Here is a 23535-nt window from a genome sequence, read left to right on the forward strand (position 1 = left end):
ATTTGTTATTATTATTAGAAAACCTAGATTGCTTTTAACCCGCTTTTTAGCTAATTTTGCAAGAGTCATCAAAAATAGCCTATGGAAACTAAAACTGAATCACACAAAGATATTTCGTTTGAAAACTTTAAAAGTCAGATTCTTGACGATTACCGTATTGCGGTAACCAGCCGGGAATGTAGTCTTTTAGGCCGAAGAGAGGTCCTTACCGGTAAGGCCAAATTCGGGATCTTTGGAGACGGAAAGGAAGTTCCTCAGCTGGCTATGGCCAGAGCCTTCAGGAACGGAGATTTTCGAAGTGGTTACTACCGCGACCAAACCTTTATGATGGCCATTGGGGTGTTAAAGGTCAAGCATTTCTTTGCCGGACTATATGCACATACCGATGCTGAGAAAGAACCGATGAGTGCCGGACGCCAAATGGGAGGGCATTTCCAGACCGATCTGATCAACCCTGATGGAACATGGAAAGACCTTACCGCTCAGAAGAACAGTAGTTCTGATATTTCTCCTACCGCCGGGCAAATGCCACGACTATTAGGTCTTGCACAGGCCTCAAAGATCTACCGCCATGAGAAAGATATCGATACCAAAGGGTTCTCAGTAAATGGAAATGAAGTAGCCTGGGGAACCATTGGTAATGCCAGTACCAGTGAAGGCCTGTTCTTTGAAGCATTTAATGCTGCCGGAGTTATGCAGGTGCCTATGGTGATCAGTATATGGGACGACGAATACGGGATCTCAGTACACGCTAAACATCAAACTACAAAAGAAAACATCTCAGAGATACTCAAAGGCTTCCAAAGAGATGAAAAAGGAAACGGATATGAGATCATCAGAGTAAACGGCTGGGACTACCCTGCCCTGATCGAAGCCTATGAAAAGGCAGGAAAGATCGCCAGGGAAGAACACGTTCCGGTAATGATCCACGTTCGCGAACTTACGCAGCCTCAGGGGCACTCTACTTCAGGGTCGCACGAACGCTACAAAAGCAAAGAGCGTCTGGAATGGGAAAAAGCACACGATTGTAACCTGAAAATGCGCGAGTGGATCCTGGAGAATAATATCGCCACCGAAGACCAGCTCACCGAACTGGAGAAGAACATCAAGAAAGAAGTTCGTACGGCTAAGAAAGAAGCCTGGAACGAATTTCTTGATCCGATGAAAAAGGATAAGGACCAAGTCGTTGCCCTTCTTGAGGCCCTTGCCAATTCCAGCAGTAATAAAGCTTTTATCGATAAGATCAAGAACGACCTTATCGCTAAAGACGAACCTATTAAACGTTACGTGATCTCTTCTGCGAGAAAGGCATTAAAATATGTCACCTCCGAAACCAGCGCGGAAAAAGAAGCCCTCAAACAATGGATCGAGGCTTACTTTACCAGAACGCTGCCGGAATACAGTTCACACCTATATAACGAAACGCGCAACAATGCAACCAATATTGCTGCCGAACCTGCCACATACGACGACGATGCCCCACTTGTTGACGGAAGGATCGTACTACGCGAAAATTTCGACCAACTACTGGGCAAACACGCGAACGCCCTCATTTTTGGGGAAGACACTGGTAATATCGGAGACGTGAACCAAGGACTTGAAGGCCTGCAGGAAAAATACGGTGCCCTTCGTGTTGCCGATGCCGGTATTCGCGAAGCAACCATTATTGGTCAGGGAATCGGGATGGCTATGCGAGGATTACGTCCTATTGCAGAGATCCAATACCTCGACTATATCCATTACGCATTGAACGTACTCAGCGATGACCTTTCCACCCTACTTTACCGTACGGCAGGGAAACAAAAAGCCCCATTGATCGTGCGTACCCGTGGCCACCGCCTGGAAGGTATCTGGCATGCCGGATCACCTATGGGAGGACTCATCCACTTACTAAGAGGAATGTATATTCTCACCCCTCGTAATATGACCAAGGCCGCCGGGTTCTACAACACACTTATGGAAAGCGACGAACCGGCACTTATCGTAGAATGCCTGAACGGATATCGCCTGAAAGAAAAGCTTCCTAACAACCTTGGACGCTTGAAAACCCCTATCGGGGTGGTTGAAACCGTAAAAGAAGGTACCGATATCACCATCGTATCTTACGGTTCTACCCTGCGTATCGTAGAAGAGGTGGCTAAAGAATTATTAGAAGTGGGAATCGATGCCGAGGTGATCGATGCTCAGACCTTACTACCTTTCGATATCGATCACGATACGGTTAAGAGTCTGCAAAAAACCAACCGTCTGCTTGTTGTAGATGAGGATGTACCAGGGGGAGCGTCTGCATACCTCATGAAAGAGATCCTCGAAAACCAGGGCGGATATCAGTATCTGGACAGTGCGCCAAAAACGATCACCGCCGGAGAACACCGTCCGGCCTATGCCAGTGACGGCGATTATTTCTCGAAACCAAATGCCGAAGACATTTTCGAGAAGGTCTACAGCATCATGCATGAGGCTAACCCATCAAAATACCCGTCTCTCTAAGGAGACGCCTTTAGATAAAAAAAGATCCCGGAAATCCGGGATCTTTTTTTAATACATGATCTTGAACATTAATTCTTTATACAGGTCACCGGGTGGCAACTGGTAAACACCTACTCCCTTGGATTTGGCATCGATCTCTCTGAGCACACTAATAATAGCACTCACCTTTTTCATGGGATAATTACGGGCTGCGGTACTGATATCTCTAAGCGGATACACACCACGCACCCCAATAGCCTTTGCTACCTCGTATTTATCGTTGTGGTTTGGCAGCCCCTGGTATGCCAGTACCTGCGAGAAAAAACTATGCAGAAGGGCCACTGAAAGTAAAACCGGATTATCACTGGGATTCTGAGCAAAGTAGCGTATAATGCGACCTGCCTTGAGCACATTGCGCTCGGCGATGGCACTCTTTAATTCAAAGTTATTAAAGTCTTTACTGATCCCGATATTGGTCTCGATATGTTCCGGGGTGATCATTTCAGTTTTATCAATAACCCCTTTAAGTTTATCCAGCTCATTAGAGATCCTCCCCAGGTCATTACCTAAAAATTCCACCAGCATTTCGGCTGCCTTAGGATCGATCTGATAACCACTCCCCTTTAAAACGCGTCTGATCCAATCGGGGATCTGGTTCTCGTACAACTTTTTGGTTTCCAGAATGACCCCGTTCTTCTTAACCGCCTTAAACACCTTTTTACGCTTGTCTAAGGTTTTTCCCTTATAAGCAAATACCAGAACAGTGGTGGGCTGCGGCTGCTCGGCGTAAGATTGGAAGCGATCCATCTGGCGTGATAAATGATGTGCCTCCCTAACGATCACCACCTGCCTTTCGGCCATCATAGGATAGCGCTTTGCTTGAGAAACCACCTCGTCAATATCGACATCACGACCGTAAAGCACCACCTGATTAAAGCCCTTTTCCTCTTCCTGAAGCACATTATTTTCAATGTATTTGGTGAGGCTGTCAATGTAATAGGGCTCATCTCCCATTAAGAAATAAATGGGGTGTATCTGGCCTTTTTTTATGTCGTTAACGATGGTTTTGATCTCATCCATGGTCTCGGTTATTTTCGGGGAACACAGCAACAAAGGGCAACGATCTTGTAAAATGCCGTTGAATTGATTTAATTTGCGCTATGCAGAAACTCAATTTTCCGGAATACTCCTTTCGATTCAAAAATAGTCAAAATAAACTCCGGATCTTTGATCCCATAAGGAAAAAATTCCTTGTTCTACAGCCTGAAGAATGGGTGCGACAGCATGTGATCCAATTTCTTTTTCAGGAAAAAAAATGTCCTCCCTCGCTCGTCAATGCAGAAAAGGAACTAAAGATCAACGGATTGAAAAGACGTTATGACGTGGTGGTTTACCATCCCGACGGCAGCATATTTCTCATTGTTGAATGCAAGGCCCCGGAGGTACCGATCACCCAAAATACCTTCGATCAGATCGCCCGTTACAATCTTACCCTGAAGGCCCGTTACCTGATGGTGACCAATGGCCTCAAACACTATTTCTGCAAAATGGATTACGACCAGGAAAAATATCATTTTATTCAGGATATTCCACCCTATATCCTTTAATTTGCATGACAAGCTATAACCTATAGAGCCTACAGCACAGCGCATGCAGACAGCCATTATAATTTTGAACTGGAACGGAAAGGCATTGCTGGAAAAGTTTCTTCCCAAGGTCGTTTCCTGTAGCGAAGGAGCGCATATCTATGTTGCCGACAATAATTCTGACGATGATTCTGTTACCTATGTAAAAGAGCATTATCCCATGGTAACGGTGATACGTAATGCCTGTAATGGCGGATTCGCCAAGGGATACAACGATGCACTAAAGCATGTTAAAGAAGACCTTTGGTGCCTTTTAAACAGTGATGTTGAAGTAACTCCCGGCTGGCTGGAACCTATGAAGGCCCTTTTTGCAGACCACCCCGATACCGCTATAGCACAACCCAAGATCCTCGACTACAAGCGCAAAGATCATTTTGAATACGCTGGTGCGGCCGGAGGCTTTATTGACCGCCTGGGGTATCCGTTTTGTCGCGGCAGAATATTCCAGTCGCTGGAGCAGGACCAACAGCAATACAACGACATCAGGGAGATCTTTTGGGCCACCGGAGCCTGCATGTTCATTCGAGCGAGTATTTTCAGAGAACTCGGAGGTTTCGATGAAGATTATTTTGCACACCAGGAAGAGATCGACCTTTGCTGGAGAGCCCATAACAAAAAATACAAAGTGCGCTATTGCGGGCATTCGTCTGTATACCACGTTGGCGGAGCCACCCTGGACAATATGAATCCCCGAAAGACGTATTTTAATTTCAGGAACTCCCTGTACTCCATCACCAAGAACCTGCCGAAAAGAAAGGTTTTCCCCTTGCTGTTCGCACGCCTGGTGCTGGATGGAATTGCAGGTGTACATTTCCTGCTCCAGGGAAAGGTAAAACACTTCTGGGCCATTATTCGCGCGCACCTGAGCTATTACAGAAATTTCATTAAAACCCTTCGAAAAAGGGGTGAAAGCGACAAAGACTTTAAATACTTTAATTGCACGTCCATAGTGCTAAGTTATTTCGTATATAAGAAAACAACTTTTCCGCAGGTTACCGCATGATTAAAAATGTACTTTTGACAGGGGTATTTAATAAAATATTAACGAATTCATACCCCTTGCATTTTGCATTTTCCATAATTTTGCTGTAATCTGAAATTGTTAACACATAAATTCTTAGTAAACTAATCATTATGAAAAAAATCTTATTACTCGGTGCTGCAGGAGCCCTGATCCTTTCTTCATGTGTTTCTTCAAAGAAATACGGTGAGCTGGAAGCTAAACAAAAAGAAACTCAGGACCTTCTGGATTCAGCTACTGTAAAGCTAAACAGCTGTCTTGAAGATAAAGCTACCGCCGATGCCGAGCTTGCTTCTCTCAGAAAGCAAAACGAGATGTTAAGAGCCAATAACCAGGAGCTTATCAACAACATGGGTAACCTAACTACCCTGACTACCAAAGGAGCTGAAAACCTTGAGAAGTCTCTTGAAAGTCTGAAAGAAAAAGACCTTACCATTCGCAAACTTCAGGATGCAGTTACAAGAAGAGACTCTATCAACCTTGCCCTGGTACAAAGCCTTAAAGGTGTTCTTGGAAACCTTGACGATGAGGATATCAACATCAGCGTAGAAAAAGGAGTTGTATACGTAAGCATTTCAGATAAACTACTCTTCTCTTCAGGAAGCACTACTGTAAGCAACAGAGCTAAAGAAGTACTTGGTAAAGTAGCTACCGTAGTTAAGAACAAGCCAGACTTTGAATTCATGGTAGAAGGACACACTGATGATGTGCCTGTTAAATCTACTGCTCCATTCAAAGACAACTGGGACCTCAGTGTTCTTAGAGCAACATCTGTAGTTAGAATCCTTCAGGATGAGTTCGGAGTATCTCCGGCGAGAATGACTGCTGCAGGTCGATCGCAGTACGCCCCGGTTGCGTCTAACGACAGCCGCGAAGGGAAAAGCAAGAACAGAAGAACCCGTATCGTTGTTCTTCCTAAGATCGATCAGTTCTACAGCATGATCGAAGAAGGACTTAAAGATCCAGACATCAACTAATTCACAGTGATGTTCACCTAATAAAAACGACCTCAAATGAGGTCGTTTTTTTATGGTTTATATTTTCTAATGATCTGCCGTTCCAGAAGGCTCTTTCATTTCTGAATGCCTTATAATTCCAGACTACGCTTACTGCACTTTCCACTCTTTCTGTCTTCTGCACTTCCAAACTTCCGCACTTCCACACTTACGCAATTCTGTAATTCCGCACTTCTGTAATTCCGCACTTCTGCAATTCCGCAATTCTGCACTTCTGCACTTCTGCACTTCTGCACTTCTGCACTTCTGCACTTCTGCACTTCTGCACTTCTGCACTTCTGCACTTCTGCACTTATCCCAAAATAAGATCGGGATCTCCTTTCCCCTCCCTGATCACCTCGGGTGTATCCCCGCTAAGATCGATCACAGTAGTGGGAACATTATCTCCATATCCCCCATCGATCACGACATCGACCAGCTTATCCCATTTTTCCCTGATCAATTCAGGGTCGGTGGTATACTCTATAACTTCATCTTCATCGTAGATCGAAGTCGAAACAATAGGATTACCCAATTGTTCTACCAGTAGCCTGGCAATAGCGTTATCAGGAACCCTGATCCCTACTGTTTTCTTCTTCTTAAAGATCCTGGGTAAATTGTTGTTACCCGGTAATACAAAGGTATAGGGCCCTGGAAGAGCTTTTTTAAGGATCTTGAAGGTAGGGGTGTCGATCTGCCTTACATAGTCTGAAAGATTGCTTAGATCGGCACAAATAAAGGAGAAGTTCGCCTTTTCGAGCTTTACGCCCTTGATCCGTGCAATTTGCTCCAACGCCTTGGTATTGGTAATATCACATCCCAATCCGTATACCGAATCGGTAGGATAGATCACCAGTCCGCCATCCCGCAAAATATCGACGATCTTTTTGATCGCACGCGCATCGGGATTCTCTTCATAGATTCTAATTAATTGCGCCATCAGAGTTCATAATTACATGCGTTACACCTAACGCATAGCATAAAGTTACGCAAAGTTCACGCAACAGGTTAATCCAGTATGGTCAATTTGGCAAATCGAAGCAATAGTTTCTTTATTCCACCTGTATCGAACTTGATCTCCGCTTTTCTGTCGTTGCCATGCCCTTCCAGGCTAACGATCTCTCCTTTTCCGAAACGACTGTGCTCCACTTTTTTGCCTACGGCGATCTCATCCATGACCTCCTTGTTCATCCTGGCACTTGGCGTACCCAGATTAGGCTTGAGCTTGCGTAGTTTTCTGAGCTTCTCTTCCGACGGTCGATGGGAAGAAGGCGGTTTCCCGGAAACCGGCTTGGTTGTGCGCAATTTGCTTTTGTCTACGGCACCAAAAATATCATCGTCAAGTACCGGCTTGTAGCGGTAACCCGAATTCATAGGGGGCGTTAAATGCTCCAGGAACACATCATCTATTTCCTCGATAAAGCGACTGGGCTCGGCATCGATAAGTTTCCCCCATCGGTAACGGCTTACAGTATACGTAAGGTAGGCCTGCTTCTCGGCACGGGTGAGCGCAACGTAGAACAGTCGCCGCTCTTCTTCCAATTCGCTGCGGGTATTCATACTCATAGCCGAAGGGAAGAGGTCTTCTTCCATTCCTACGATATACACATAGGGAAATTCCAATCCCTTCGCCAGGTGAATGGTCATCAAAGCTACTCGATCGTCATCTCCTGTATCCTGGTCAAGATCTGTAGCCAGGGCCACATCTTCGAGAAACTCGCTCAGGCTCCCGGTGGCATCTACCAGTTCTTTCTGACCTTCTACAAAGTCCTGAATACCGTTAAGCAGCTCTTCTACATTCTCCATACGGGCTATCCCCTCTGGCGTTCCGTCCTTTTTAAATTCCTGAAGGATCCCTGTTTGCTTAGCTACCTGCTCGGCAAGTACGAAGGCATCGGCATTTTGATTGGTCACCTGAAAACTCTTGATCATGGTTACAAAATCTTCCAGCTTACGGCGGGTACCCCCGTGTATCTTCAGATTGATCTTATCGAGATTATCCATGATCTCGAAAATAGAGCGTTTATAGTGGTTCGCAGCCACGGTTAACTTCTCTACGGTGGTTTGCCCGATACCTCTTGCAGGAAAATTGATCACCCGTTTTAAGGCTTCTTCATCTTTCGGATTGATCACCAGTCTTAGGTACGACAACACATCTTTGATCTCCTTGCGCTGGTAGAACGACAAGCCTCCGTAAATACGATACGGAATATCTTTCCGTCTCAAGGCATCTTCGATTGCCCTGGACTGTGAATTTGTTCGGTAGAGTACAGCGAAGTCACCATAGGTGAGCTGTTTTTGCATGGCATTCTCGAAAACCGATGAAGCCACGAACCTACCCTCCTCGGCGTCGGTCTCAGAGCGGTGCACCTTGATCAGGTTCCCATCGTCATTGGCGGTCCATACCACCTTATCAAGCCTGCTTTTATTTTTTTCGATCACAGAATTTGCCGCCTTTACGATATTTCCTGTAGACCGGTAATTTTGTTCCAGTCGATACATGGCCACATTATCGTAGTCTTTCTGAAAATTCAGAATGTTATTGATATTGGCCCCACGGAAGGCATAGATACTCTGCGCATCGTCTCCTACCACACAGATGTTCTGATACCTGTCACTTAATGCCTTTACGATAAGGTACTGCGAATGGTTGGTATCCTGGTACTCATCTACAAGTATATACCGGAAGCGCTGCTGGTATTTTGCCAATACTTCGGGGAATCTTGTCAAGAGCTCATTGGTCTTTAACAACAGGTCGTCAAAATCCATGGCACCTGCCTTAAAACAACGCTCACAGTATTCGTTGTAGATCTCACCCATTCGTGGTCGTTTGGCCATGGCATCGGCCTCCAGAAGATCCGGATTATTAAAATAAGCCTTCACTGTGATCAGACTGTTCTTGAACGAGGAGATCCTGTTTTGTACCTGCTTGTATTTGTAGACGTCTTTATCCAGCCCCATTTCTTTTATAATAGAACTGATAAGGCGTTGAGAATCCTGTGTATCGTATATCGTAAAGTTACTGGGATACCCCAGTTTATCGGCTTCAATTCTCAGGATCTTAGCAAAAACCGAGTGGAAGGTGCCCATCCACAGGTTTTTAGCCTCACTTCCGCCCACGATCGAAGCGATACGGGCCTTCATCTCTCTTGCCGCCTTATTGGTAAAGGTGAGTGCAAGAATATTGAACGGGTCGATACCCTGATACATCAAATAGGCAATGCGATATGTAAGTACACGGGTCTTTCCGGAACCGGCACCGGCGATCACCATTAATGCGCCATCTTTATGCAATACAGGTGCCCTTTGGGCATCATTCAATTCGGCAATATAATTCTCCAAGTCCTAACTATTTAATCATCTGAAATATACGCAATTCATCTATATCAAAAGGCGCCGCGAGCAGACACCCCTTGAAACAGGCGACAATTTAACCATTACCCTTCTATTACAATCGGGCATTCAGTGAAAATTTATAAACATCGGCATATTATCCTATATTTACCCCTAAAACCGATCGACCTATGCACCTTAACACCATCTTAACTGCCTTGCTTTGTACCTTTATAACCATGTGCGCTACTGCACAGGAGCAAACCACAGCAGGACCGGAATTTGACCCTTACGGTAAGGTCTACGCCGTTCCGGACGCCAACTTTCCGAATAACACCGAAGGGAATATGCACGCTGTTTTTGATGTTAGCAGGCAATTCAAAGACCGTCCGGGACCTAATCCGTTAATCGAAACTGCTGCCCGCTATTTCAACCTGCACCTGCAAAATGGCTACGTTTCTGCTCAACTTAAGGCAGCCCTTGTGGTACATGGGAGTGCCGTATTTGACCTGTTGAGTAATGAAGACTACCGCGAAAAGTTCGGAAAAGACAACCCAAACGCTCCTCTTGTAGAGGCACTGATCAACAAAGGTGTAATGGTGGTACTTTGCGGCCAATCGGCTACCCACCATGGTGTTGCACTGGAAAAGGCCGTACCCGGGACTAAAATGGCGCTATCGGCCATGACCGCCCTGGTTTCTTTGCAAAATGAAGGCTACAGACTCATTCGCTTTTAAATCCATGATAGTTAAGATCACCACTTCGCCCTAAGCGATCGCAAACACAAGTGATCAAAATGGCAAATTGTTTATATCTTGAACGCCGTAACAAGATCAACATTTAAAGAAAATAACCCGAACACCTGTAAAAACTGATATTTTTTAACCTATGGAAACCAGAATCATCGACCTCCTTTTTTACCTTCTCCCTGCATTGATCACCGGACTCATTGCCTATTACTTTTTTAGTATGCACACCAAGAACGAGGAAGGAAGAAGAAGGTTTTTGCTAAACAAGGAAAATCAAAAGAACGCCCTACCTCTCCGCCTTCAGGCCTATGAGCGCATGGCCTTATTCTTAGAGCGTATCAATCCCACAAAACTTTTATTAAGAGTAGCTCCGACCACTGCAGACAAGGAGCAGTACGAAAGAGTGCTGGTAACCACCATTGAGAATGAGTTCGACCACAATATCTCGCAGCAGATCTATATTTCTGACGAATGCTGGAATGTGATCAAGGCTTCGAAGAACACCACCATACAATTGATCAGAAAGGCCGCTTTAAACGCCGATACTGCCGATAAGCTTCGTGAAAATGTACTGAGCTCTTTAATGGAAAAGCAGCCTCCTTCTGCTACGGCTTTGGCATATATCAAAAAGGAAGTAGGCGACCTCTGGTAAGGATCTTATCCGGCAAGATCAATAGATTTATTAAAGGTTTTTTTGAGCATTTCTGTGCGCTCGCCTGCGTATTCCCGGCCTTGTGCCCACCATCCGGCCATCATTCTTTTATTGAAATGAAGGGAGTTTTCGGTAAGTCTCGTCGGTGTGAAATAGGTGTTCAACCTTACGTCTTTATTGATAGCTGCAAGACGTCCTTCTATGATATCATGAGACTCCAGCTGGTCCAACACAAAGGTATACAGGTTGACCATAAGGGAAAATGGATTCTTACCCAATACACGGCTGTGCTCATTATTCTCAGTTTCCAATATGATCGCATCGACCTCTGTAGCCCCGCGTTTGATCGCCTCGCGTATGGGGATCACACAACCTAAACCGCCATCGGCGTATTCGTAGCCATCTTTTTTAGCGAGCGACATAAAGGGCACATAGTTACAACTTATCCAGATCCAGTCACAAAAATCGTCATAGCCAAAATCCTTGATCGACTTGTACTCTACCCTGTTCATCGAGAGATTCGATACGGTTACAACAACATCCTTATTGCTCTTTTTAAGCGTTAGGAATTCATGCTCAGGCAAGTACTTTCGAATGTTCTTTCTCAGGTTCTTACTCTCTCCAAAGGTACGCTTGCCCTTGATAAGTTGCCACAATACATTGAGGTGGTTGATCGCCACATATTCCTTATCGCCACGCTTACGCACCACGAACGGATTGTTACTAAAAATGGTTCGCTGACTCACTGAAGTGTACATATCGTAAACCTTGGGAATATTCCCAATAGCGAGGTGAGGTATGAGCAGGCTTCCGGTAGAAGTACCCAGATAGAGGTCGTAATCACGCTTTTCATTCTCGATAAGGTATTGTGCTACCCCACCGGCAAAAGCGCCTTTACTACCTCCTCCACTAATGACCAATGCTCTCATAACGATCCTTATTGACTTGCCTGACAGATCAATGAACGAGAACAACCCCGTCCTGTCGATTCTGACAAGCGTTTCTTGTTAAAGATAAGGGAATTAGCACTCAAAACCGTGGAGACCTCATAAAAATTTATGACGGTGTTATTGGGTTGCAGCTCATCATGGAACAATGGGATCAACCGACCGATCTCCTATCTGACAAAATGTAATATATAAAAGCTGGACTCCACCTAAGGCCGGGGCTCATGCGTCGGCTCAGGAGCAACCGATGTGCTGTCAAGAAGAGAACGCAATTGCGCTGCCCTTTCCTCATCCATTTCGGGCAAAAGCGCTCGGAGCTGTATCCTGGATTCAGGCTGCACCACGAGGCGGTCGAGCATGCTCTTACAAAATCTTGAGAATTGCCAGGACGGATGCTGTGTACCCCCGATAAGATGGAGAAGCGATGTTTTTGTAAATCCGCCGGTCTGAAAAAGCATGTTCAAGGCCTGCTGCCTTACTTCAAACTGATATTTCGGACCCGTATAGGCCGTAAGTTCGTCGAACAATTCCGGAGCATCTTCCCTGTATTCTGGAGTAAATAAGGCCAGTCCTAACCATAGCACACGCAAGGCGCGGTCTTCTAAACCCTTGAGGTGAGCGGTTTTGCGAAGATAGCCTTCACGCTGTTCAGGAAAATCCAGCCATAATTTAAAAAGCGCCTCCTGCACCGTAATATAACTTCCATCATCGAGCAAGGTTTCAAATTTCGGTTTTAGGTATGAGCTAATGGTATCGGCTGCCAGGGCTACGCCCTGTCGTGTTCTTATATCGCCCTGTTCCAGAGCAAGGCTCCACAACGAATCTTTTAATGCAAGAGGCCAGGAAGCTGCGCGTTTCAGAAGGTATTGCTTTAGCGGATAATAGGAGTCTCCCTTGAGCACCTTAACGTAGTCGTTATACACTACGACAGGTGGAGCACTATCATTTACCTGATCTACATAAGTGCGTATAAAACTATTTTTTGTCAGGCTCGCCATGGCCTCTTCTTCAGGAAAAGAGGTATTTTCAAGCCATTCCGAACGGAAATCATTCAGATCGGCATCGGTATGCTCACCGAGTATCTTAAGGAAGTCATTAGTTTCTATATTCTCAAAGGCATGGGTTTCAAGGAGTACCTTCACCGCCTTTTGAAAGGCCCGGTCTCCCACCCTCTCTCTTAGTATATGCAATGCCCAGGCACCTTTTTCATAAAAGGTAAGGCTACCTGCACCGGGATCCAGAAGGGACTCCCCTTTCCCCGACCCGGAAAGGGCGGCTAATTTCTGAGCGGTATCATAAAGCTTCCAATAGTAATGGTCTTCCCCGAAGAGATGCCGCTCTGCCATAAGGGCGTAGTAAGTCGCAAATCCTTCCTGCAACCAATGGTGGGTGCCATTGATCTCTGTAACAAGATTACCAAACCAATGATGTGCAAGTTCATGAGCATTCACATTAACGTAAGGCCGGTCGAGGCTTCCGACTTGATCGTTCATATAGGCATCCGAGAATATGGTCAGACTAACATTCTCCATGCCTGCGTACAGAAAATCCCTTACGGGCACCTGCTTGTAATCGGCCCACGGATAATCTACACCGATCTCTTCTTCTAAATACTCAAAGATCACTTTGGTATGACGATAGGTAGCGCCTGCCTTCAGACTATCGGACGGATAGTAGTAAAGACTCACCGGCACACCGGAAGCCGTTTTAAATGACGTATTGCTGTACTTACCGGCAACAAAGGCCAACAAATAACTGCTAACGGGGTACTTCATCCGGTATTTCCAGAGCGTTTTGCTTCCCTTCTTCTCCACACCCTTCAATTGGCCATTAGCCAAAACTTCAAATCCTGAAGGAAAAAGAATAGCTAAGGAAAACCTAACCTTTTCATTCATGTCGTCAAAAGAAGGCACCCATGAAGATGAATACTTGCCCTGCCCCTGAGTCCACACCTGCCGGCCGCCTTCCTTTTTAAACTCAGGATCACTTACATCCGATTCGTCCAGGTTCCAGCCGGGGAAATACACTGCATTTCGGGGTTGCACCTTGTATTGAATTTCCAGATCGCGATAGGCACCCTTCTCCCAGGAGTGATAAAGTATCAGGTTATTGCCCCTGCTCTCAAATGCTAACGCCTTCCCCTGAAGGCTTGCTCCCAAAATATCAAGTTCTCTCGATGATACCACCACACTATCTGTGGCTTCCAGCACCCTGAGGTCATAGGCTACCGTCCCTTTAATGAGTCCGGAATCGGGCACCACCTCAATGGCAATTCTCCCTTCTGTAAAATCTACATTCCCGGGTTTTTGAGCCCATGACACAGAAATAGATAGGAAAACCAGTACATACAGAAATCTTTTCATAAAGGGTGTTGGTTGCAAATTGCCTGTACAATGTAATCATTTTAATTTCTTCACCGCGGCTTACGGGTCAGGCTGTATTTTGTTTTAAGCTGAATGTTATATATTCGTGTTATGGTCCGGACAAATATCCTGCAAACCCCCATTGACTACCTGAAAGGTGTTGGCCCAAGTCGCGCTGATCTTTTAAGGAAGGAACTCGGTATACACACCTACCAGGACCTGATCAACCTGTTCCCCAACCGTTACCTTGATCGCACCAGGTACTACAAGATCAACGAGCTACAGCGCAATAATGCAGAAGTACAGGTAGTGGGTAAGGTGGTGCACCTCAAAACCGTGGAACAAAAGAACCGCAAAAGACTGGTAGCTACCTTCGTTGACGAAACAGGACAAATGGAACTGGTTTGGTTCCGGGCACACAAATGGATTCGGGAAACCGTTAAGATCAATAAGCCCTATGTGATCTTTGGTAAGACCAATTGGTATAACGGATTTTCCATGGCACACCCGGAAATGGAACTGCTGGAAGAGCATCAGCGCAGTTTACAAACAGGCATGCAACCCGTTTATCCTTCAACTGAAAAGCTCACCAATAAAGGCATTACCAACCGGGTCGTGAACAAGCTCCTGCAACAATTGTTTCGCGAAACCCAGGGTAAATTCTTTGAAACCCTCTCCCCCGACCTACTGGAAGAATTAAAGCTCATGCCCAAGAGCGAGGCCCTGATCAACATTCACTTTCCGAAGAATGGCGAGTTATTGGCTAAGGCACAGTACCGACTAAAGTTCGAGGAGCTTTTCTATATCCAATTACAACTCATTGCTAAGAATCTCAGCAATAAAGCTAAGATCAAAGGACTTCCCTTTGAACAGGTAGGTTCCAATTTTAACACCTTTTTTCATCATCACCTCCCCTTTTCCTTAACGGGTGCCCAGAAGAGGGTGCTCAAGGAAATTCGCAACGACATGGGAAGCAAGGCGCAGATGAACCGCCTGCTACAGGGGGATGTAGGTTCCGGGAAAACCATCGTAGCCCTGATGAGCATGCTTTTAGCCATAGACAACAATTACCAGGCTTGCCTGGTAGCACCTACAGAGATCCTGGCGCAACAGCATTTTAACGGCCTCTCGGAGTTACTTGGAGACATGGATATTAACATAGACCTTTTAACCGGGTCTACTTCCAGGTCCAAAAGAAAAGAGATCCACGAGCAACTGGAGAACGGCTCTCTCCATATTTTGGTGGGTACCCATGCCATACTCGAAGACAAGGTCAGGTTTAACAACCTCGGCCTGGCTGTGATCGATGAACAACACCGGTTTGGCGTTGCCCAAAGGTCTAAACTGTGGCATAAGAATACCACCCCGCCACATATCCTGGTCATGACCGCCACTCCCATACCCAGAACACTTGCTATGAGTCTTTATGGCGACCTTGATATTTCGGTGATCGACGAACTCCCTCCCGGAAGAAAGCCCATAAGAACTGTTCATCGCTACGATGCAAACCGGCTAAAGGTATTTCGCTTTATCAGGGACGAGATCGCCAAAGGACGACAGGTATACGTGGTTTATCCGCTCATTGAAGAATCAGAAAAGCTGGATTACAAAGACCTTATGGATGGGTATGCCAGCATAGAAAGGGAGTTCCCGAAACCCAACTACCAGATCTCGATCGTACACGGCCGCATGAAAGCCGAAGACAAAGACTATGAAATGGACCGCTTTGTACGGGGCGAAACCCAGATCATGGTAGCCACTACCGTGATCGAAGTGGGCGTAAACGTACCCAATGCCTCGGTCATGGTCATAGAGAGCGCCGAGCGATTCGGACTCTCACAATTGCACCAGCTACGCGGACGAGTTGGACGGGGTGCCGAACAAAGCTTTTGTATACTCATGACCGGTCATAAACTTTCTAATGAGAGCAAGACGCGCCTGGAAACCATGTGTGCTACCAACGACGGATTCGAGATCGCCGAGGTCGACCTAAAGCTTCGGGGGCCGGGTGATCTTATGGGGACACAGCAAAGTGGCGTGCTCAATTTAAAGATCGCCGATATTGTAAAGGACAACGAGATCTTAAAGGCCGCCAGATACTACGCCATTCGAACCATGAAAGAAGATCCATCTCTGAGTATGGATAAAAACAAACGTGTTTTATACACCTTCGGCCAGATGGCCAAACACAAAAATATCTGGACCTATATTTCCTGACCCCCTGTAAAGCCAAGATATACAGCTATTTAAAACCGCTGAAACAAAAGCACTCCCATAAGCGACAAAACAGTTGATATTTTCTGGGTACAAAGCGCTTCCTACAGGCCCTAAATTCTTGTTGTATTCTTATCTTTGCCCAGCATCTATAATCAAAGGCATGAAAATTTCATACAACTGGTTAAAACAATTTATCAATACCGACCTCGAGACCGAAAAGGCTGGAGAACTACTCACAGACCTTGGCCTTGAAGTTGAAGGCATAGAGACCTATGAATCTGTAAAAGGCGGACTGAAAGGCGTTGTGGTGGGTCACGTTCTGGAATGTGAAAAACACCCCAATGCAGACCGACTTTCGATCACCCATGTCGATCTGGGTAACGGGGAGCCCGTTCAGATCGTGTGTGGAGCTCCTAATGTGGCTAAGGGACAAAAGGTTCCGGTTGCTACGGTAGGTACTACCCTTTACGACAAGGAGGGAAATCCATGGGAGATCAAAAAAGGAAAGATCCGCGGGGAAGTTTCTATGGGAATGATCTGTGCAGAAGATGAGCTCGGACTAGGTGAAAGTCATGACGGGATCATGGTCCTTGATGAAGCCATAGCTCCCGGTACGGCCTGTGCAGAACTCTTTAAGATCGAGAACGATCAGGTGTTCGAGATCGGTCTTACCCCGAACAGGGCCGATGCTATGAGTCATTTTGGGGTGGCACGCGACCTCAGAGCAGGACTGCTGCAGCAAGGCACGCAAATGGAGCTTATCACCCCATCGGTAAGCAGCTTCCACGTAGACAACCGTACCCTGCGTATTGATGTGGATGTTCAAGACAAAAAACTTTGTCCGCGTTATTGCGGATTAACCATATCCGGAGTAAAGGTTGCCGAATCGCCGGACTGGCTAAAGAACAGGCTTGAGGCTATCGGTATTGCCCCGAAGAACAACGTAGTTGATATTACCAATTACGTACTTCACGAACTGGGACAACCTTTACACGCCTTTGACGCTGTAAAGATCGAAGGCAATAAGATCGAGGTAAAAACCCTCGAAAAAGGAACCAAGTTCACCACCCTCGACGAGGTAGAGCGCGAGCTTAGTGAAGACGACCTAATGATCTGCGACGCCAACAAACCACTGTGTATCGCAGGAGTTTTTGGAGGACTTAGCTCAGGAGTTACCGAAACCACCACCCAGGTATTTCTGGAAAGTGCGTACTTTGACCCGGTATCTGTGCGTAAAACAGCGAAACGCCACGGATTGAATACCGATGCTTCTTTCCGTTTTGAGCGTGGTATCGATATCAATATCACGAAATACGCCCTGTTGCGCGCTGCACTGCTTATCAAGGAGGTTGCCGGTGGTGTGATCTCAAGTGATCCGGAAGACATTTACCCTGTTAAATTCGAAGACTTCCAGGTATTCCTGACCTTCGAAAAAATCCACAGCCTGATCGGACAGGAGATCCCGACAGAAACGATCAAATCGATCCTTACCTCCCTGGAAATAAAGATCAACAACGTGACCGAAACCGGGATCGGACTCACCATTCCGTCCTACAGGGTCGACGTACAACGCGAAGTTGATGTGATCGAAGAGATCCTTAGGGTATACGGATATAACAATATAGAATCAACACATAAATTCAACGTGTCTGTGGCGCCTACTTCAAGGTTTGAAGACCACAAGGTGAGTAACGTTGTAGGCGATCTGCTGGCTGCTGAAGGGTTTTATGAGATCATGGCCAATTCATTGACCACTCCAAAATACACCCAGCTTACCGAAACCCTCAACGAAGAGCACGACGTAAAGATCCTTAATCCGCTGAGCAACGAGCTTTCGGTCATGCGCCAGAGCATGCTCTTTAGTGGTCTCGAAGCGTTGAGTTACAACATTAACAGAAGGAATGCCAACCTCCGTTTCTTTGAATTCGGAAAAACCTACCATCAATATGGCGAAAAAAGAGAGGAGCACAAGCACCTTACCCTTCTGATCACCGGTGAACGCTTTGCCGAGAACTGGAATGTAACCTCTGAGCCTACAGATTTCTTCTACCTCAAAGGTACCATTGAACGCCTGTTGCAACGCCTGGGCATTCAAGGCCTGAAGTCGAAACCGTCGAAAGAAGACATCTTTAGTGAAGGTTTGAGCTATACTGCAGGAAAGATACCCGTAGTTTCTTTCGGACTTGTAAATCGAAAGGTGCTTAAGGCTATGGACATCAAGCAACCGGTACTTTTTGCCGATCTCAACTGGGATAATATCCTCATGCTCATTAGCAAAAAGCAGATCCAGTTCAGAGAGATCCCTAAATTCCCTGAGGTGCGCAGAGACCTTGCCCTTCTTCTCGATGAGAAGACCGGGTTTGATGAATTGCACAGCGCAGCCATGCAATCGGAGAAAAAATTACTTCAGGAGGTTAATCTCTTTGATGTATATCAAGGAAAAAACCTTCCGGAGGGTAAAAAGTCATACGCCTTGAGTTTTATACTCCGCGACGACCAAAAAACCCTGACCGATAAGCAGATCGACAAGGTGATGCAGAAGCTTCAGAAAACTTTCGAAAAGCAATTTGAAGCGACCCTGCGCTAACATCGATCAACAGATCACCATACCAAGGCCCGGATACCATCCCGGGCCTTTTTTATGTTAAAACCCCGGTTTCCTCTCATAATTTTAACATAAAACTCTGTACTACTGCCATTTACCCCCTTGCGGTCAAACCACTATTTCCTTATTTTTGAGACGCTATGAAACTGAAAACCAAGGAGTTCATGTTAAAGAAAACAAACATAGAAGAGAAATTGCGTGCCCAAAGAGCGCGTATTAATGGAGAACAAAATATCCTCGAACAGGTACAGCGCATCCTTGATCAGGAACAACAAAAAGAAGACCTCATAACCCGAGAACTTCACTCCGGGAAAGAGGGCGATTTCAATGACCTTGATATCCCAAAACTTGATCCGGGGCGCATTTACCATCTGGATGAGATCAAAACGATCTGCATAGACTACAGGCTACGCTTTCTTGCTACACGCTATTTTAAAGGAAAAATACCTCCGGAAGCCCTTATCGAGATCAAAGCTCTTGAAAAGGAACACCACACGGCGCTAAAGGGGTTTAAGATCCTGGCACCTTCTAAATTGTTTAAACTGGAGAATCCCGACGATCCCTTGTTATTTGCTCCCATTGGCAACGGTTATTACTACCTCATACATAAATGGGGCAACGACCTGCATCCGCTGCGCAGATTACTGGTTTTGCCTTTCAGAAATCTCCTGAATCTCATGATCACCGTATTATTGGTAAGCTGGGTATGCACCAGGCTCATGCCCATGGGGATGTTTACCCCCGAAAAGGATCCGGCTTCCTTTTGGCTTATCTATATGTTCATGTTCAAGATGATCGGTGGTATCGTGATCTATTACGGATTTGCAGCTGGCAAGAACTTCAATACCCAAATATGGAATAGCAAGTATATGTAGGTTTTGGATACCTTAACATACATCAACCACTAAAACGAACGCATCATGTCTAGTGATTCTTACAACCATCTGTTTACAGGCAACCAGGCCCAGGTCATGTTGTTATTGGAGCACCTCAAAAAACTCGATATTATCCCCGTAACCCGTAATGAATCAGAATCGGGACGTCTGGCGGGGTTCGCTCCACCTGTATTTAACCAGATCCAGGTATTTGTTAATAACGACGAGCTGGCCCAAAGCAAGGCGGTGCTTGAAAACCTGATCACCGAACTCGATAACCAGGGCATTGAAGAAGAATCCTAACCTTAAGGTAATCGCACAAATAAAAACCCCTTCCGGTTGCCGGAAGGGGTTTTTTATAAAGTATATTCCAATAGGGGTTTGTTCTTATGCTGTTACCGCATACATTTTATCACGCTGTTCGCGAATCGACTTATCGGTCATGTATTCGTCGAATGTAAGGTAACGATCGATCACCCCGTTTGGTGTAAGCTCCACAATACGGTTGGCCACGGTATGTGCAAATTCGTGGTCATGTGTTGTTAGCAACACTGTTCCCGGGTATTTCTTTAATGAATTGTTGAACGCAGTAATACTTTCCAGGTCAAGGTGGTTCGTAGGCTCATCGAGCATCAACACATTGGCACGGAGCATCATCATTCTACTCAGCATACAACGCACTTTCTCTCCTCCGGAAAGTACACGGCACTGCTTGAGCGCTTCTTCTCCACTAAAGAGCATCTTACCAAGAAAACCTCTAATGTGTACTTCTTCGCGCTCTTCTTCGGTCTTTGCCCACTGACGTAACCAGTCTACGAGGTTCATATCGTGATCAAAGAAATCAGAGTTATCTGCAGGCAGGTAGGCCTGGTTGGTGGTGACACCCCATTGATAGGCTCCGGCATCGGCTTGCATATTCCCGTTAACGATCTCATAGAAAGCAGAGGTCGCTCTGGAATCCCTGGAGATCACAGCCACCTTATCACCCTTTGCCAGGTTGAGGTTCACATCTTTAAAGAGGAGCTCTCCGTCTATTGAAGCCGCCAGCTTTTCTACATTCAGGATCTGGTCTCCGGCCTCTCTTTCACGCTCAAAGATAATAGCAGGATATCTTCGACTCGAAGGCTTAATATCTTCAACCTTAAGCTTCTCAAGCATTTTCTTTCTTGAGGTAGCCTGCTTACTTTTTGCCACGTTGGCAGAGAAACGCTGAATGAATTCCTGTAGCTCTTTAGCCTTCTCTTCAGCCTTTTTGTTTTGCTGTGCACGTTGTCTGGCAGCCAGCTGGCTACTTTCGTACCAGAAGGTATAGTTACCACTAAAAAGGTTTACTTTACCAAAATCGATATCTGCAATGTGCGTACATACCGCATCGAGGAAGTGACGGTCGTGAGATACTACGATCACGGTATTGTCGTAATTCGCCAGGAAGTTCTCCAACCAGTTAATGGTCTCGAAATCCAGGTCGTTGGTAGGCTCATCCATGATGAGTACATCAGGATTACCGAAGAGGGCCTGCGCCAGCAACACCCTTACCTTTAATTTATTATCGAGGTCCTTCATCTGGGTATAGTGAAGTTCTTCAGAAATTCCCAGATTCGATAAGAGGGCAGCTGCATCACTATCGGCATTCCAACCATTCATTTCTTCATAAGCCACCTGGAGCTCTCCGATGCGGTCTGCATTCTCATCAGAATAATCGGCATATAAAGCATCCATTTCCTGTTTGATCGCAAACAATGGCTTGTTACCTCTTAGTACAGTTTCCAGTACAGGAAATTCATCATAGGCATAGTGGTCCTGCTCGAGAACAGACATTCTTTTTCCGGGCTCCAAATGCACATGACCTCCCGCAGCATCCTGCTTACCTGAAAGGATCTTTAGAAATGTGGATTTTCCCGCACCGTTGGCACCGATGATCCCATAACAGTTTCCCTGGGTGAAATTTACATTCACCTCGTCGAATAGAACTCGTTTACCAAATTGAACGGAAAGATTTGATACTGATAACATTAAAATTCCTCTTTTTTAATTATGCGGCAAAAGTAAGCATTCTTAACGATTAAAACGATAGGGATAAAATTTAAAAAAGTCTTATTTAACTACACATTAACACCTAGAAATACCCTGCTTTTATAGATTTGTTATCCTGAGGGAAAAAGAATACATCTCCCTGAAAATTGGAACAGAATTTTAAGTTCATGAAGCATTTCTTACTGGTAATTTCAGTGATCCTTTTTTATAGTTGTAGTAAAACTACCGAACTTACCTATTTCGGCGGGGAGGTAGTGAATCCAAAGGACCACTATGTTTACCTGAAATTTCAGGACGAGATCATCGACTCTGCAGCGCTGGACAAGGACAATCGTTTCTTGTTCGAACTTACTGACCTCGCAGAGGGTGTCTATCGTTTTTCTCACGGTATCGAATTTCAATATATTTTACTTGAAAAAGCCGACAGCCTCATGGCCAGGCTAAATACCCTTGAGTTCGACGAGTCGATTATCTTCTCGGGCGTGGGAGCCGAAAAGAACAATTTCCTTATCGACATGTTCCTGCTTGAAGAAGATGAGGGCTATCTGAAAAGAAAGTTTTACCAGGCCAGCCCGGAAGCGTTCATTCGTAAGATAGACTCCATGCGCGACATGAAACTTGAAGAGTACAAAGAACTGATACAGGAGGCAGACCTTTCTCCTTTAGCGCAGCACATTACCAAGGCAGCTATCGATATTCCTTATTACACCACCAGAGAGCACTACGCCGCCGAACACAAATTCTGGATGGGATTAGAAGAGCACCCTAAACTCCCTGAAGGCTTTTATAGCCATCATCAGGATATTGACCTAAACGATGAGTCTCTGGCGTATTACGGGGTGTACCTCAAATATATCGACCGCCACCTGGATCACCTTACCCGCGAAACCTGTCGTAAGGTTTGCTCTACCAGCGGTAAAATGAACGCCTATCACTACAGCACCCACAAACTTAATCTCATCGACAGTCTGATCACACTTGACAAGCTCAGAGGATTTTTACTGGAAAATACCGCCATCACCTATTTTACATACGATCACGATAAAGAGAACAACAGCCGCTTCATGCAGCAGTACCTCGAAGCAACCGGTGGCGACACCTCTCCCGACCTCGATCGCTTTTACAAAGCGGTGACCAGCCTGAGAAAGGGTGAAGATTTTCCCGCCCTCGAACTTTTTGATTCCAACGGACAAAAACACCTGCTCGACGCCTCATGGTTCGATCAGAAAACCGTTTTCTACCTCTGGTCTTCAGATCAAAAGATGCATGCAAAGAAAACGTTAAAGCACATAGAAGCACTTAAAACAAAATATCCTTCCTATAAATTTATCGGTATCAACCTGGATACCGACCACGAGCAGTGGAAAACCACTTTGCAGCAAATGAACGTTGAAGACGCCACGCAGCTGCGCGCTCCTGACATGAAATATATGACCAAACACCTGGCATACCTGAGATTTAACCGAATGTTGGTGGTAGACCAGAACGGTAAGGTGATCGAAGGCTTCGGGAACATCTATAATCTGTCGCCTTTAGAATTTTCCGGCGGAACATCAAAAGTAGCCAAAGCCCGCGGGGGTATTTAAAAAGATATAAAGCTTATAAAAAAAGAAAAGCCTGCTATTCGCA

General features: G+C 45.7%; 17 protein-coding genes. 11 read left to right on the forward strand and 6 right to left on the reverse strand.

Annotation, left to right across the window (positions count from 1 at the left end):
* Nucleotides 1-81 precede the first annotated feature (81 nt).
* A complete protein-coding gene (locus IS446_RS12295; protein WP_203061046.1) occupies nucleotides 82-2490 on the forward strand; it encodes an alpha-ketoacid dehydrogenase subunit alpha/beta in 2409 nt (802 codons plus the stop codon).
* A 48-nt stretch (nucleotides 2491-2538) separates the two neighbouring features.
* On the opposite strand, the gene holA is transcribed toward IS446_RS12295, so the two are convergent.
* Nucleotides 2539-3549, reverse strand: coding sequence for a DNA polymerase III subunit delta (gene holA, locus IS446_RS12300; protein ID WP_203061047.1), 1011 nt, complete (start codon nucleotides 3547-3549; stop codon nucleotides 2539-2541).
* Nucleotides 3550-3629: 80 nt separating this feature from the next.
* Between holA and IS446_RS12305 the strand changes: the two genes are divergently transcribed.
* The 3 genes from IS446_RS12305 to IS446_RS12315 all read left to right on the forward strand — a co-directional run bounded on the left by IS446_RS12305 (nucleotide 3630) and on the right by IS446_RS12315 (nucleotide 6113).
* The gene (locus tag IS446_RS12305) at nucleotides 3630-4076 is read left to right on the forward strand and encodes a type I restriction enzyme HsdR N-terminal domain-containing protein (RefSeq protein ID WP_203061048.1); all 447 of its coding nucleotides are present in this window, start codon (nucleotides 3630-3632) and stop codon (nucleotides 4074-4076) included.
* Nucleotides 4077-4119: 43 nt separating this feature from the next.
* Entirely contained in the window at nucleotides 4120-5118 is a 999-nt protein-coding gene (locus tag IS446_RS12310) for a glycosyltransferase family 2 protein (protein ID WP_203061049.1), read from the forward strand.
* A gap of 131 nt (nucleotides 5119-5249) precedes the next feature.
* The gene (locus tag IS446_RS12315; RefSeq protein WP_203061050.1) at nucleotides 5250-6113 is read left to right on the forward strand and encodes an OmpA/MotB family protein; all 864 of its coding nucleotides are present in this window, start codon (nucleotides 5250-5252) and stop codon (nucleotides 6111-6113) included.
* A 331-nt stretch (nucleotides 6114-6444) separates the two neighbouring features.
* On the opposite strand, the gene IS446_RS12320 is transcribed toward IS446_RS12315, so the two are convergent.
* Both IS446_RS12320 and IS446_RS12325 read right to left on the reverse strand, forming a co-directional pair.
* Nucleotides 6445-7071, reverse strand: coding sequence for an L-threonylcarbamoyladenylate synthase (locus IS446_RS12320; protein ID WP_203061051.1), 627 nt, complete (start codon nucleotides 7069-7071; stop codon nucleotides 6445-6447).
* A gap of 68 nt (nucleotides 7072-7139) precedes the next feature.
* Nucleotides 7140-9473, reverse strand: coding sequence for an ATP-dependent helicase (locus tag IS446_RS12325; protein ID WP_203061052.1), 2334 nt, complete (start codon nucleotides 9471-9473; stop codon nucleotides 7140-7142).
* A gap of 182 nt (nucleotides 9474-9655) precedes the next feature.
* Here IS446_RS12325 and IS446_RS12330 point away from each other — a divergent pair, with 182 nt between their 5' ends.
* Nucleotides 9656-10201, forward strand: coding sequence for a DsrE family protein (locus IS446_RS12330; RefSeq protein ID WP_203061053.1), 546 nt, complete (start codon nucleotides 9656-9658; stop codon nucleotides 10199-10201).
* Nucleotides 10202-10352: 151 nt separating this feature from the next.
* Nucleotides 10353-10865 carry a DUF7935 family protein gene (locus IS446_RS12335; protein WP_203061054.1) on the forward strand — a complete coding sequence of 171 codons (513 nt, stop codon included), beginning with the start codon at nucleotides 10353-10355 and terminating at the stop codon, nucleotides 10863-10865.
* Between the two features lie 5 nt (nucleotides 10866-10870).
* On the opposite strand, the gene IS446_RS12340 is transcribed toward IS446_RS12335, so the two are convergent.
* Together IS446_RS12340 and IS446_RS12345 are read right to left on the reverse strand one after the other, a co-directional pair.
* Nucleotides 10871-11794: a patatin-like phospholipase family protein gene (locus IS446_RS12340; protein ID WP_203061055.1), complete on the reverse strand. Its 924-nt coding sequence runs from the start codon at nucleotides 11792-11794 to the stop codon at nucleotides 10871-10873.
* A 227-nt stretch (nucleotides 11795-12021) separates the two neighbouring features.
* Entirely contained in the window at nucleotides 12022-14175 is a 2154-nt protein-coding gene (locus tag IS446_RS12345) for a M1 family metallopeptidase (protein ID WP_203061056.1), read from the reverse strand.
* 111 nt (nucleotides 14176-14286) lie between these two features.
* Between IS446_RS12345 and recG the strand changes: the two genes are divergently transcribed.
* The 4 genes from recG (at nucleotide 14287) to IS446_RS12365 (ending at nucleotide 20175) form a co-directional block, all read left to right on the forward strand.
* Nucleotides 14287-16392: an ATP-dependent DNA helicase RecG gene (recG, locus tag IS446_RS12350; protein WP_203061057.1), complete on the forward strand. Its 2106-nt coding sequence runs from the start codon at nucleotides 14287-14289 to the stop codon at nucleotides 16390-16392.
* A gap of 160 nt (nucleotides 16393-16552) precedes the next feature.
* Entirely contained in the window at nucleotides 16553-18979 is a 2427-nt protein-coding gene (gene pheT / locus IS446_RS12355) for a phenylalanine--tRNA ligase subunit beta (RefSeq protein WP_203061058.1), read from the forward strand.
* A gap of 182 nt (nucleotides 18980-19161) precedes the next feature.
* Nucleotides 19162-19872 (forward strand): hypothetical protein, encoded by a 711-nt coding sequence (locus IS446_RS12360; protein ID WP_203061059.1) that lies wholly within the window; start codon nucleotides 19162-19164, stop codon nucleotides 19870-19872.
* A gap of 45 nt (nucleotides 19873-19917) precedes the next feature.
* Complete coding sequence (locus IS446_RS12365) at nucleotides 19918-20175, forward strand: DUF2007 domain-containing protein (RefSeq protein WP_203061060.1); 258 nt, start codon at nucleotides 19918-19920, stop codon at nucleotides 20173-20175.
* An 84-nt stretch (nucleotides 20176-20259) separates the two neighbouring features.
* Here IS446_RS12365 and IS446_RS12370 read toward each other — a convergent pair whose 3' ends face one another.
* Nucleotides 20260-21885, reverse strand: a complete 1626-nt coding sequence (locus IS446_RS12370; protein WP_203061061.1) for an ABC-F family ATP-binding cassette domain-containing protein — start codon at nucleotides 21883-21885, stop codon at nucleotides 20260-20262.
* Nucleotides 21886-22073: 188 nt separating this feature from the next.
* Between IS446_RS12370 and IS446_RS12375 the strand changes: the two genes are divergently transcribed.
* Nucleotides 22074-23492 carry a TlpA family protein disulfide reductase gene (locus tag IS446_RS12375; protein WP_203061062.1) on the forward strand — a complete coding sequence of 473 codons (1419 nt, stop codon included), beginning with the start codon at nucleotides 22074-22076 and terminating at the stop codon, nucleotides 23490-23492.
* The last annotated feature ends 43 nt before the right edge of the window (nucleotides 23493-23535 follow it).

Source organism: Robertkochia sediminum, assembly GCF_016786255.1.
Taxonomy (GTDB): Bacteria; Bacteroidota; Bacteroidia; order Flavobacteriales; family Flavobacteriaceae; genus Robertkochia; species Robertkochia sediminum.